11 protein-coding genes are annotated in these 13,394 nt (G+C 45.4%); 1 reads left to right on the top strand and 10 read right to left on the bottom strand.

The features are described 5' to 3' along the window. Positions 1 to 215: 215 nt before the first annotated feature. The 6 genes from DFQ00_RS10440 to DFQ00_RS10420 form a co-directional block, all read right to left on the bottom strand. Entirely contained in the window at positions 216 to 1,688 is a 1,473-nt protein-coding gene (locus DFQ00_RS10440) for a methyl-accepting chemotaxis protein (RefSeq protein ID WP_167433660.1), read from the bottom strand. A gap of 368 nt (positions 1,689 to 2,056) precedes the next feature. Further along, positions 2,057 to 3,595, bottom strand: a complete 1,539-nt coding sequence (locus DFQ00_RS10435) for a methyl-accepting chemotaxis protein (protein ID WP_110896415.1) — start codon at positions 3,593 to 3,595, stop codon at positions 2,057 to 2,059. 230 nt (positions 3,596 to 3,825) lie between these two features. After that, positions 3,826 to 4,869, bottom strand: coding sequence for a pectate lyase family protein (locus DFQ00_RS10430; protein WP_110896414.1), 1,044 nt, complete (start codon positions 4,867 to 4,869; stop codon positions 3,826 to 3,828). Between the two features lie 276 nt (positions 4,870 to 5,145). Next, the gene (locus tag DFQ00_RS10425) at positions 5,146 to 5,550 is read right to left on the bottom strand and encodes a hypothetical protein (protein ID WP_110896413.1); all 405 of its coding nucleotides are present in this window, start codon (positions 5,548 to 5,550) and stop codon (positions 5,146 to 5,148) included. A 43-nt stretch (positions 5,551 to 5,593) separates the two neighbouring features. After that, positions 5,594 to 5,761, bottom strand: a complete 168-nt coding sequence (locus DFQ00_RS29130; protein WP_167433659.1) for a hypothetical protein — start codon at positions 5,759 to 5,761, stop codon at positions 5,594 to 5,596. Between the two features lie 286 nt (positions 5,762 to 6,047). Beyond that, on the bottom strand, positions 6,048 to 6,497 hold the full coding sequence (locus DFQ00_RS10420) for a DUF6386 family protein (RefSeq protein WP_110896412.1): 450 nt from the start codon (positions 6,495 to 6,497) through the stop codon (positions 6,048 to 6,050). Positions 6,498 to 6,701: 204 nt separating this feature from the next. Here DFQ00_RS10420 and DFQ00_RS10415 point away from each other — a divergent pair, with 204 nt between their 5' ends. After that, the gene (locus tag DFQ00_RS10415; protein ID WP_244213769.1) at positions 6,702 to 7,028 is read left to right on the top strand and encodes a PilZ domain-containing protein; all 327 of its coding nucleotides are present in this window, start codon (positions 6,702 to 6,704) and stop codon (positions 7,026 to 7,028) included. A 170-nt stretch (positions 7,029 to 7,198) separates the two neighbouring features. Here DFQ00_RS10415 and DFQ00_RS10410 read toward each other — a convergent pair whose 3' ends face one another. The 4 genes from DFQ00_RS10410 to DFQ00_RS10395 all read right to left on the bottom strand — a co-directional run bounded on the left by DFQ00_RS10410 (position 7,199) and on the right by DFQ00_RS10395 (position 13,381). Continuing rightward, entirely contained in the window at positions 7,199 to 9,100 is a 1,902-nt protein-coding gene (locus DFQ00_RS10410; protein WP_110896410.1) for a beta-glucoside-specific PTS transporter subunit IIABC, read from the bottom strand. A gap of 129 nt (positions 9,101 to 9,229) precedes the next feature. Then, complete coding sequence (licT, locus tag DFQ00_RS10405; protein WP_110896409.1) at positions 9,230 to 10,081, bottom strand: BglG family transcription antiterminator LicT; 852 nt, start codon at positions 10,079 to 10,081, stop codon at positions 9,230 to 9,232. Positions 10,082 to 10,316: 235 nt separating this feature from the next. Then, on the bottom strand, positions 10,317 to 11,738 hold the full coding sequence (locus DFQ00_RS10400; RefSeq protein ID WP_167433658.1) for a glycoside hydrolase family 1 protein: 1,422 nt from the start codon (positions 11,736 to 11,738) through the stop codon (positions 10,317 to 10,319). A 185-nt stretch (positions 11,739 to 11,923) separates the two neighbouring features. Then, complete coding sequence (locus DFQ00_RS10395) at positions 11,924 to 13,381, bottom strand: glycoside hydrolase family 1 protein (protein WP_110896408.1); 1,458 nt, start codon at positions 13,379 to 13,381, stop codon at positions 11,924 to 11,926. Positions 13,382 to 13,394 lie beyond the last annotated feature (13 nt).

Here is a 13,394-nt window from a genome sequence, read left to right as displayed (position 1 = left end):
GGAATCATTCCCCTGTTCTTCACCTAGTATTTCTCCACTCTTACTCTATCGAAAAAGACAGAGCGCTACAAGGGACCTTTGAACGCCAGAAAAAGCCCGTACAGCGCGCAAAAACGTGCTGACGGGCTCTGATGTGAGGTTCTTCTACACACATCGTGTATCCCTAGCGTATCTGTTCCTGTACCGATGGATACAGGACGTGACGATGCATGAAATTACTGAGCTGGATCAGAAGACTGCTGGTCCGAGATCAGTTCATTCAGGTTTACGATGAGCTTCTCCAGCTCTCCAAAGCTTTCCACCATATTTTGCGTCAGGTTGCGCTGCTCTTCCATACTCGCCAGAATCTCTTCGGTTGCTGCACTGGACTGCTGTGTCACGCTGGAGATTTCGGATACCTCGTTCACCACTCGGGTTGAAGAGGTCTTCATCGTGGCTGAGCTTGTCTCAATCTCCGTGGCCTGACTGAGCACCTCATGGGAGTTATCATTAATCGAATGGAATACATTCTCCGCGGTCTGTACACTTTCCCTTCCACGCTGTAACAACTCACGAATGCCTTCAAATCGGCTCGTCAATGCCTGTGTTTGTGCACCAAGTCCTGTGAGAATTGTTGTAATCTGATGAGCTGACTGGCCAGAGCTCTCCGCCAGCTTGCGTACTTCCTCCGATACGACAGCGAATCCGCGTCCATGCTCACCTGCACGCGCTGCTTCGATCGCCGCATTCAGTGCAAGCAAGTTCGTTTGTGTCGCTATATCAGAGATGCTGTTTAGCATCATCGTCATGGATTCACTCTGTTCATTAAACTTCTGCATATCATCGGCGGTTGTATTAATCGTCTCATACAATTCACTCATCTGCATATTTAATTGTTCCATCTTTTCACTGCCAGTCTGTGTGCTTGAGGCCATACTTGTAGACAGCTCTTTCATCTGTAAGGAATAGGAGGCCACATCCTTGATATGGCTGTCAGACAAGGAGAGAGATTCCGAGATCTCAGCAATACTTGTCGCTTGAAATTCCACACCTCTGGCAACCTCACTAAACCCTACCGTCACCTCATTGGTGATGGCTCCCGTTGCATCCACCTTTTGCTTCAATTGGTCTGTGTATCGGGACAGGCCAACTACAGCAGCCTTTACCCGATCCAGCATCACTTCTACACGTGTACGAGATTCTTCTACCTGTTCACGCCGTGTTTCGCTATCTTCAAACAATTTTTTGTTCACTCGGGACACCGTGATCATAATGATACCGGTTATGATGTACATACTGTAATTGATCAGATCAGCAAAGAGCTGAGTAATGGTAGCTGAAGATACGAGTACCAGTTGAAGCGTGAAAAAAGCAACCATCGCTGAAAATGCAATGTTGTAATATTTGCTGTTTGGATATAACAGTAGCGGCGCAGTAACAAGAATGCCTTGCAACGCATTCATTCCGTCAATGCTGACATACACACCACTTGCAAGAATCGCTGCGGTTACAAACCAGGGAATGATGTGAATGCCTTTTTTCATAAGATTGCACACAGTAACCACCGAGGTAACCACAATCGAGAGTAGCGTGGACAGCCACAGATCAGGGACAATAATGGTGATACCCGCGCTGATGGCCGTAATGGCCCACATCATGTAACTCACTAGCTTGTTTCTTTGCCACGTAATTTCGTCGATACGATTCATGCTTACCCCGTCCTTTATGTAGGTTAGAAATTGTGGGCTGCTGAAGGTTTCTCCTAAGACCATAGTCCTGCTTGTACACAGATCGGAAATCACTGCGCCATAAGCTAGTACATAATCACTTCATAAACATGCAGTAGCCGTCACTTTATGTATATCGGCATTTTGAAATATAAATGAATATGTACATAAAAATATATAATTCTATGACAAATGAAGCTCATTTGTCTTCTGGATTCAGCTTTTGCAAAGGAAAAAAAAGCCCACATATGCGACATCCTTACGCACATGCGGACTCCCTTTCAGCTTGTCTCCATTCCATCAAACCTGCTCGTGTATTGCTTCCTTTCCATCTGCGGTCTAACCTGAAACTAAGCTGTCTTGGCTTCCAGACTGACCTTGGCTGCTTCCGGGTTTGTACGAAGCTTTGTCTCCTTCACCGCCACTACGCTGTCGGCCTGGTGATCTGATACCAATGCACTTAAATCCACAATCAGCCTCTCCAGCTCAACAAAGCTCTCCACCATATTCTGTGTCAGATTACGTTGTTCCTCCATGCTCGCCAGAATCTCTTCCGTGGCCGCACTGGACTGCTGTGTTACACTCGAAATTTCAGATACCTCATTCACCACTCGGGTGGAGGACGCCTTCATCGTTGCCGAGCTTGTCTCAATCTCCGTCGCCTGTCCTAGTACATCCTGCGAACTATGATTAATAGATTGGAACACTTCACCTGCTGTCTGTACACTTTCTCTTCCTTGCTGCAAGGACTGGCGAATGTCTTCAAACCGGCTTGTCAGTGCCTGTGTTTGTGTTCTCAACCCTGTTAAAATCGTTGTAATCTCTCTGGCAGAATGACCCGAGCTTTCAGCCAGCTTGCGTACTTCCTCTGACACCACAGCGAATCCCCGTCCATGCTCGCCTGCACGCGCTGCCTCAATTGCCGCATTCAGCGCAAGCAGGTTCGTTTGCGTTGCAATATCGGAGATGCTGTTCAGCATCATTGTCATGGATTCACTCTGTTCGTTGAACCTCTGCATATCATCAGCGGTGGTATGAATAGCTGTATACAATCCTTGCATTTGCTCATTCAACTCATGCATTTGGTTGCTGCCCCTTTGTGTACTTGAGGCCATGCTTGCTGAAAGTTCTTTCATCTGCTGGGAATAGGAGGCCACATCTTGAATATGACGGTCAGACAAAGAAAGCGACTCTGAAATATCAGCAATACTTGTGGCCTGAAACTCTACTCCTTTGGCAACCTCGCTGAACCCAAGCGTTACCTCATTCGTGATGGAACCTGTAGCATCCACCTTTTGCTTGAGCTGCTCCGTATAACCCGAAAGTCCTATTACGGAACTTTTCACCCGTTCCAACATAGATTCTACACGATTTCGAGAACCCTCTACCTCGTTCCATCTCTTCTCGCTCTCTTGAAAGAGCTTTTGATTCAATGTAGAGACAACAACTAAAACAATCCCTCCCAATGCAAAAGTCACCACACTTGTAATGTTCGTGATCATCTGCGCCTGAGTTGATACAGGAACGATCAGAAGCTGCAAAATGCTGTTTGCCAGTGAAACCACAAAGCCACTCAGATATAAACGTTTGTCAGGATACAGCAGCAGTAGGAATAAAACCAAAAAAGAGCTTACCGGATCAATATCGCCCCAAGTGCTGGAGATACCAACTCCCGATAAAAGCGCTGTAAATATCCATGGTATTTGATAGATATGCTTCTTTTTCGAATTAGCATAAGTCACCCAGAGAATAAACAAAAACGAAATCGCGGTCGAAACATACAACTTTGGATCATTGAGAGCTAACACTAATCCAAAAATTAACATCGCCCATAAGATCATCGTAATCAATTTGTTTCTTTTCCATATTATTTCGTCATTACGATTCATGTATATCCCGCCCTTTATGTAATTTAAGCCAATGTAGAACGCGCACTTCACAGGCAAGTTGGAAGCGCTACTTAAATATATATCGGCAGCGATTTATACAAATGAATATGCTCCGAAAAATAATATAGTTACATATCATATAACACGCAAAATAAAGAGCCTGCTCGTGCGCTGAATAACGCACAATGCAAGCTCTGCTCTTCCTTCTAATCTCGTTTCAGAATCCTCTGTTATTTACCAAACACCAATGTTGTATTCGATGATCCAGCATATTTTGTAACAAATTCACGTGCATAAGCGGCGCTCTCCACCTGATAGCTGTAGTTGGAGCTTGGTCTCCAATTGGTTTTTGGGGAAACTTTGCTGCTCAGAGCGGGTGTGCTGCCTGTATCTGTGAACTCTCCCTTGCCCTTATCATCCAGAATGCCGCCTTTTTCGGCACCTGCGCCAAAGTAGTTATTTTCCGAATAGATGCGTGCCTTCTCACCGATCGTAATGGCTTGATTAAAGTTGTTAGCATAATTGTTTTTGATATGGAAATAGCCATAACGCATAAGGCCAGGACCGCGTACATACAGATTTTCGAAATAGTTGTTGGACATCGTCACATGAGGCACACCGTTGTAACTGCTGTTGCCATCATTCGGGTGTCCCAAAATAATACCGTATTTATGATTGGCAAATTTGGAATTGCTGATCGTAATATAATCTGCCCGGTCACCGACATACAAAAGCTTGTCCAGATCACTGCCGCCAGAGCTGTAGCTGTGGCCGGAGAAGGTTACATGGTCAATCCAGTAGTTTGATCCAGAGGTGATGTACATCTGGATGTCATCGTTCGCGTTGATATTAGCTGAATGATTAAACGTCAGATTTTGAAATATAACGTTGCTCGATCCTGAAGTGGATCTGAAGTGAATGTTCGTTAACGTGTGTTTGTCAAAAGAGCCTACCAAGGTTTTGTTGGAACCAAATTCAACTTTTTGCAAGCTGGAGGAAGAAATATTTTGTTCAACAACGACAATCTTGGCCGTGGAGCCCGCCATATGGGTTCTTAGATCATTCAGATTACTGACATACACCACTTGACCATTACGGCCGCCTGTTGTAGCCGACTTGGATGCACCATTCTCATTTTTGGCATTACCTGCAAAACCCGTCAGACCGTTCGTGCCTGTGTTCGGATAGCTGGCTGCACCATAAGTAGCAGGAGCCGTGGACACGGTCAACAACAGCAATGTAACGGCGAGCAAAAGCAAAGAAAATTTCTTCAAAATATCACCATCCTTTGTAATTTGTCCCTTCAAACAACTCGATTATAGCTTGTAACCTGCACTGTGACAATACAATCCTTGCAAAAAGACAATAATTTTATCTTTTTTGCAACAGCAGGTCAGATATAGTGAAAAATAAAAAGATGAGAGCCATTCACACTTCACTCGTGAACGCATCCCATCTTTTGGTATTAATTTAATTATGATCTCAAATGGATCCTTCGCAGCAGCCTGTGCACTCTCGTAGACCTTACCAGGCTTTCCCTGTACCACTGCTTACAGATTGCCTGTCACTTCAATGCCGTCAGCATGGTCCAAAACCTTTCGAATCCAAACCGTAAGTTTATCCAAAAACATCTGCAAATCGGGATCAGCGCTGTTCACCTGCTTGAAGTCCGCAACTATCGTCTGCCATGCTTCCTTCGCAATGGGATTGTTCCAGCACGGATCAAACGCCTGCACCGTTTCTCCGCTCCACGGGTCCGTTATCGGGAAAATATGACTGATAGCTGGCCGAATATGCTCAAAATCCTCGTCATAAATAAACAGCATGTCTTCCTGCCGAACTTGGGACGTATCTTCATTCAAATATAAGGGGGAAAAGGTAAACCCGATATTCCGCGCCGGACCTTCATATCGGTACAGAAGTACCGGGATTTTGCTTTTAGATGTTCTCGCCACAAAAAATCCCTTCCATTCCTGTGTTATTCACTCACTCACGTTATCAAAGCTCAAACCATTCAAGCATACCCGAGTACTGGCTCGTCACGTCCTGCAGCTGCTTCATCCAAGCACGTCCTTCTTCACCCCAGATATGAAACAAGCAATAGAAGTAGTGTTCTCCGTCATCAACTTCATCCAGGTCGCTCGCTTCCTCCAGCCATACTTCCAAAGCTCTCGGCCAGGATGCATCATGCCGCAGAAGAACAAAACCGTCGGGGGTGATGTTCCAGACTATACCTGCTGCTGTACGTAAGTGAAGCTGCCAGCCGATGCATCACTTCCGTTAACCCAACCGACGCCAGCGTTCGGATTCCATACTCCCACCCCATAGATCCCCCCACCTCTCAAACGATTCCACTCCGGCCCACTGCACCGCGTATCCGTAATGTTGCAATTTTTCTTGTGCTACCAGCTCAAACTGTGGATCAAGTCCTGTTATGTAATCAGTAATCTCACTAAATCCGTATCAAATCGTGCAGCAGGTTCTGCCCCAGAACACTTGGCGAGAGAGTAACCGTGATCTGGTTTGCCTTTCTGAGTACAGCACAGGCATAATTCCCTGGTTTCAATTGCAAAAAGATGCCTTGAGACAGCTCGTCCGGCTCCAGCTCCCCGCCGCTTACATCATCAGCCGAGCCCAAGTAAACATTGCCTGAAGGAGCCTGAAAATAAAAGCACATCCCCTGCTCTGATATCAACGGCGCTTCTTGCACACCCCACTGCACTTCATATAATCCATCGTCACCCAGATTCATAAACAGACAATGACCTGCATTAACCTCCTGCAGTTCATCCTCCGGAATTGACCACCAGTCGCATGTATCCTCAAGTCGATGCTCCAGGGCCGCCAGATCATAGCAGCAGAGCGTCGCTGTGTCTGTATCCATATGAAATGTTCCTCGCATGATCACCCATCCTCTCTTTCTTTCATTATAACAAGCTGACAACACCCGTAAAATGCAACTCGCGAACCATCTATGCCGCCATACTCTTCATTTCTCATTCGAAACTGTCGATATAACGATAACTCAATTTTTTGGAATGTGATGGAGGAATCTATGCCAATTAACAATAGGAAAGAACCTTTTCGTTATACTCTGAGGGAACCGATGTCCTTCGAAATCTACATTTTGAGCATTAACGGCATTGACGGCCCATCCAAGCCAATTCAGGCCGAATTGTGCGACATCAGCCGGTCTGGCTGTCAGCTAGCCTTTCCGCTGTCCCTGCCTGTAGAAAATAACGACATTCGCATCGCGATCAATCTCAAGCTGTTTGAAGATTTATTATATTTTGAGGGCACTCTTCGATGGGCACTGGAAAAAAACACGGTGTGGCACTATGGCGTTCAGCTTGAGGTTGAAAAGGAAAATCAGGACCGCCTATCCAGAGAGATGCGTATGCTGGCAGGTCAGGGTAGAATTGTTGTGAAGTAAGAGATGCTCCCTTACCAGCCATAACAGATGCTTATACATAAACCAGATATAGATATCTTCATTTAGAGCGTGTCCTCAAACCTAATCATCCGAACTCCAAAAAAGCAGCTGCTTCCCGGATATCATCTGGGAAAACAGCTGCTTTGTCGTTTTCAGTATACTATTGGGCTTTAAGCTTTGGCAGTGAACAACAGTTCTTGTTCCTTCACGGCTGTACGACCCGCAGATTCGATGGATGCATACTGATGCATATTCGTAATAATGACTGGAGTAATCGTGGTGTAACCTGCTTTTTCGATCTCTTCCCGGTCAAACTCCATCAGAACATCCCCTACAGAAACCTTGGCTCCTGCCTGAACTTTTGGTGAGAAGAACTGACCTTTCAGCTTCACCGTATCAATTCCGATATGAATCAGCATCTCGGCTCCGGTATCACTAACCAGACCGATAGCATGTCCGCTCTTCGACAAGGAGAACACCGTACCGTTAATTGGAGAAACGACGCGGCCTTCTGTCGGTTTGATCGCAAAACCTTGACCCATAATTTCCTCGGAAAACGCAGGGTCTGGCACCTCGCTCAATGGTCTCACTTCACCCGTGATGGGGCTGAACACTTGCTCATCCTGCACTTTTGTTGCTTCCGTTACAACCGGAGCTGCTTCTCGGACAGGTTCTGCTACAGGTGCTGCAGTCTCAGCTACCGGTGCGGAATCTTCTTCCTGGAATCCAAGGATATACGTCAGAACAGCTGCAACCGCGATTGCAATTGCACCACCCGCCAGTGCATACAGCAGTGTGCTGATCGCTGGACTGATAAACGCAGCAATGCTTGGCAGACCTGCAAGACCAGTGATAACGTACGATTTTACATTGAAGATACCCATAAATGCACCCGCAACCGCGCCACCGATCAGAGCTGCAATAAACGGTTTTTTGAACTTCATGTTAATCCCGTACATTGCCGGCTCTGTGATCCCCATGACAGCTGTAAGTCCTGTAGAATAAGCTAGGGACTTCGTTTTGCTGTTTTTTGATCTCAGACCTACACCAAATGCTGCGCCCCCTTGTGCAAGGTTCGCTGCAAACATCAGTGGAATGATGAAGTCATAACCCAGTGTTGTCATCGAACCAACAACGATTGGCAACAGGGCATAGTGCATACCTGTAATAATCAACAGGGACATCGTACCACCAATGAGAATACTAGCAAAGATCGACATATTGTCGAACAACCATGAGATTCCGCCGGACAATCCGTTACCCAGTACCGTACCCAATGGACCTACTGTCATCAATGTAACAGGAACCATAATAAGCAATGTAACTGTTGGTACAACTAACAGCTTCAGCGAAGCGTGTGTAATGCGATCAATCGCTTTTTCTACATACGACGCAATCCAGACCGCGAGAATAATCGGAATTACAGTGGATGAATAGGTTGCTGCAATAACTTTAATCCCGATAAACGTGGTGTCTCCTTGAGCAAGCAGCGCCGTAATTGATGGATGCATAATGCCCGCTGCGAGTGCGGACGCGATGAACATATTGCTGCCTAGCTTACGTGCCGCACTGATCGCCAGAATGATTGGCAGGAAGTAGAATGCACCATCACCAATGGCAGACAAAATAGTGTATGTCGAGCTTTTATCTGATAACCATCCCAGGGCGACCAGAATGGCTACAATCCCTTTGATCATACCTGCACCCGTGATCGCTGGCAGGATTGGAGTAAAGATTCCTGAGATAAAGTCAAACAGAGCACTTATCGGATTTCTTTTTTGCTTCTCAACGCTTCCGGCACCTGACGATGCATCCACATTTGGAGATTTGGACATATTGCCTACCAATGCGCTATAAACTTGCGGTACATCATTTCCAATAATCACCTGGAACTGGCCGCCATTCTCCATTACGCCCATAACACCTGGTGTATTTTTAAGTGTTGCTTTGTCCGCTTTTTTGTTGTCGTTCAGGTTAAATCTGAGTCTTGTCATACAGTGGGTAACTTGATCAATGTTCTCCTCGCCACCGACAAGCTTCAAAATATCTTTGGACAATTGTTGTTTATCCATTGTGCTTTGCTCCTTTTATGTGTATTGAAAGGTTAAAAAAAACCTAAACACCGAATAATGATTCAAGCTTCATCGCTTATCATTAATCAACGTTTAGGTTTTGCCTTTTGTGTAGTAACAATCCCATTTCTATTCAATTGGCTGTTCATTTCGTACAACACGTTCAATGTGAATGGTAAGATAAAGCACTTCTTCCTTGGACAAGACCCGATGATATATTTTGCGTGTATAATCGTTAATCTTGACGGCACAGGCATGTGCTTCCGGATATTGCTTGCTCACCAGATCATGAAGCGGGTTGTCCTCTTCCTTGTCCTCAATCGCCATACCTTGCAGTACACGCTGAGCAAAAAACTTCAGATGAGTCAGGAATCGGTAATAACTCAGTGAATCTTCATCCAGTTCGATGACAAAGCTGCGACGAACAATATTCAGAATATCCTTCACGATATTTGTAATGCTGATCGTTTCCCGCATCTCACCATTCATCTGGGCGTTAACCAGATGCATAGCGATGAAGGCGCATTCGTCCTCAGGGAGCAGAACTCCCAGTGTTTCTTCAATAATCTGCAATGCCTTCAGACCAATCGCATATTCCTTGCGATACATCCGCTTGATCTCCCAGAACAGTGCATTACGAATCTGTAATCCTTGACGATGCCGATCAATGGCGAAATGAATATGATCGGTCAGTGAAATGTAGATGCTTTCATGAAGCTTCTCACCAAGTACCGTCTCGGCGTAACGGATAATCTCATCCGAGCACTCCACATATTCAACCGGAATATCGGACAGAAGCGTCTTCAATTTCTGGGAAACTTCCTTGCTGTCGAGTGAAAATATTTTTTCGACGAGAGTTTCGTCGATCAATTCACCAGTATGCTTTTTGAAGGCAATTCCGCGCCCCATAACGACCAGTTCATTACCTTCCAGGTCAATTACAGTAACCACATTGTTGTTGAGTACCTTCTCAATTTTCATTTTCTCCACATCACCTTGCACCGCCAAAGTAGTAAAAGGCAAAACCGAAAACAGGTTACAAAGTATACCTGCCCTCTGGTTTTGCCTGATTGAACAGTAACAATCCAGTATTCAATAGCCTTAGGTCTATCTTACCATACAAGCTTGCAAATGACAACGTTTTTCTGAAAGCGGTTAATGTGTGTCAATACAAACCAAAAGGCTATCTTACAACCTGGTTCAAAACCGTGCGTGATTACTTTTGAAGACTTGCTCCATTTGTACTAATCACTTCTTTGTACCAGTGGAACGATTTTTTCTTGTAACGCTCGAGTGAGCCGGAACCGTCATTGTTGCGGTCTACATAGATGAATCCATAACGTTTCTTCATCTCTGCGGTTGAGGCACTTACCAAGTCAATGCAGCCCCAGGATGTGTAGCCCATCACGTCAACACCATCCTCAAGAGCTTCCCCGACTTGCACCAGGTGGTCGTTCAAGTATTGAATGCGATAGTCATCATGTACCGTTTTATTGCCGTTTTCATCCGTGATCAGTTCATCCACGGCACCCAGTCCATTTTCGACAATAAACAATGGTTTTTGATAACGGTCCCAGTATTTATTAAGGGTTACACGCAGACCCTGCGGATCAATCTGCCAGCCCCAATCACTTGCTTTCAAATGTGGATTTGGCACCCCTGCAAACAGGTTCCCTTTACCTTCTTTACGTTTCTTCGGGTCCCCTGTCTCGCAGATGCTCACATAATAACTGAAAGAGATGAAATCAACAGTATGTTTGAGAATCTCCTCGTCTCCATCTTCAAACTTGATGTTAATATTGTTGGCTTTGAAATAACGATTGATGTATTTTGGATAATATCCGCGTGCATGAATATCGGCAAAAATATCGTTTCTTTGCTCCGCATGCATCGCCGCAACCACATCATCCGGGTTAGGTGTGAGCGGATACGTCGGCATGCTCAGCACCATACAGCCAATTTTGGCCTCAGGCATAATCTCATGTCCCAATTTTACGGCAAGAGCACTGGCTACCAGCTCATGATGGATCGCTTGATACAGATCCTGCTTGGACAGTTTTTCTTTTGGCGTAAAGATGCCCCCGCTCATGAAAGGCTCCTCCAGAATGGAGTTGATCTCGTTAAATGTGAGCCAATACTTCACCTTGCCTTTGAATCGGTTAAACAGCACCGTAACGTAGCGTTCGTAAAACTCAATCATTTTGCGATTAACCCAGCCATCATAGGTTTTGGACAGATGCAACGGAGTTTCATAGTGTGAGATGGTTACAAGCGGTTCAATGCCATATTTATGACACTCGTCAAAGAGATCATCATAAAACTGCAGCCCCTTCTCATTTGGCTCCAGCTCGTCTCCTTTTGGGAAAATCCGTGACCATGCAATAGATGTGCGGAACACCTTAAATCCCATCTCGGCAAATAACTTAACGTCCTCTTTGTACCGATTATAGAAATCAATGCCGATCAGCTTCAGGTTATCTTCCGTTGGCCCTTCCGTTCTCGGTGTTGTAATGCCATGGGGCATAACGTCCTGTACAGACAACCCTTTGCCGTCCGTATCATAGGCTCCTTCAAGCTGATTGGCGGCTACTGCCCCGCCCCATAGAAAGTCTTTTGGAAATGCTGTTGTCACATTCATCGTTCCTCTCATTGATAGCTGATTCCATCTTTATCATGCCAATGAAATCGGCTAATTATTTGATATAGAAAGAGCGGACAAGCGCCAACCAGAAGGCTTGTATGAAGCAGAGCCTTTCAAGTCAGGTTTTGCCCGCTCCTAGCGGTAACAATCCTAGAATCGTTCTATTTCGTTTGATTTATGATTTACAACTGCTCACCGTTGCTGGCAATGACATTTTTGTACCACTCAAATGAATCCTTTTTGGAGCGTGCAAGTGTTCCGTTGCCTTCATCATCCAGATCCACGTAGATAAAGCCATAACGCTTGGACATTTCGGATGTAGACATACTTACAAGGTCAATTGGGCCCCATGCAGTAAAGCCGATGAGTTCAACCCCATCCTTAATCGCTTCCTTCATCTGTTCGATGTGTTTCTTGAGGTAGTCGACGCGATAAGAGTCATGGATTGAACCATCCTCCTCCACTTTGTCATACGCACCCAGACCATTCTCTACGATAAAGAGTGGCTTCTGATAACGATCCCAGAAGCTGTTCAGTGTCACGCGCAGACCAATCGGGTCGATCTCCCAACCCCAGTCGGAAGCTTCCAGATAAGGGTTTTTCACACCACCCGTCAGATTACCTGTAGTTTCAGCTGCATCCGCAGAAGCCGATTTGGTCACGGACATGTAATAACTGAACGAAATGAAATCTACGGTGTTATTAAGCAGAATTTCATCATCGCCTGCTTCTTTTTGAATAACAATGTTATTCTCCTCAAAATAACGAGCCATGTAGTTCGGGTATTTACCACGAGCATGCATGTCCGTGAAGAAGAGGTTAAGCTGATTCTCATGCTGAGCCAGTTGAACATCAACCGGGTTACAAGTCGCCGGATAGGTTTCCATACGAGCAAGCATACAGCCCACTTGAGAGCCAGGGATAATCTCATGTGCAAGCTTCGTTACCATAGCACTTGCTACGAATTGATGATGCAGTGCTTGATAAGTGGTCTGCAGCTTATTGTCCACCTTATCAATCAGAATACCGCCGCCAGTGTACGGACTGAACACCATCACATTAATCTCATTGAATGTCAGCCAGTATTTCACTTTATCTTTGTAACGTTTAAATACGGTTTCTGCGTAACGCACATAGTGTCCAATAACTTCACGACTTGCCCAGCCGTTATATTTTTGCGTCAAACCAAGTGGAGTCTCATAGTGAGACAGGGTAACGAGCGGTTCAATGCCGTATTTATGCAATTCATCAAATACTTCATCATAGAATTTCAGACCTGCTTCATTCGGCTCCTGATCGTAGCCATTTGGGAAAATACGAGCCCAGTGAATGGACAAACGGAAGACTTTGAAGCCCATCTCAGCAAACAGTGCAATATCTTCTTTGAAGCGATGATAGAAATCAATACCAAAGCGTTTTGGGAAACGTTCTTCGATTTTGCCAGAGAGAATCTCTTCGATTCGGGAAGAGGAAATTTCCATGGCATGTCCACCTGTACGCTTCTCTTTTGGCACATGAGCGATCATGTCCGCTGTGGATAGACCTTTACCGTCCTTATCGAATGCGCCCTCCAATTGGTTTGCAGCTGTAGCGCCGCCCCACAGAAAGTTTTCAGGGAATCCTTTTTTTGCCGTGGTCATCTTAACAACCTCT

The sequence above is a fragment of the Paenibacillus barcinonensis genome, assembly GCF_003217495.1.
GTDB lineage: Bacteria > Bacillota > Bacilli > Paenibacillales > Paenibacillaceae > Paenibacillus > Paenibacillus barcinonensis.
Note: the sequence above shows the minus strand (reverse complement) of the source record. Positions and strands in the feature narration are given on the sequence as shown.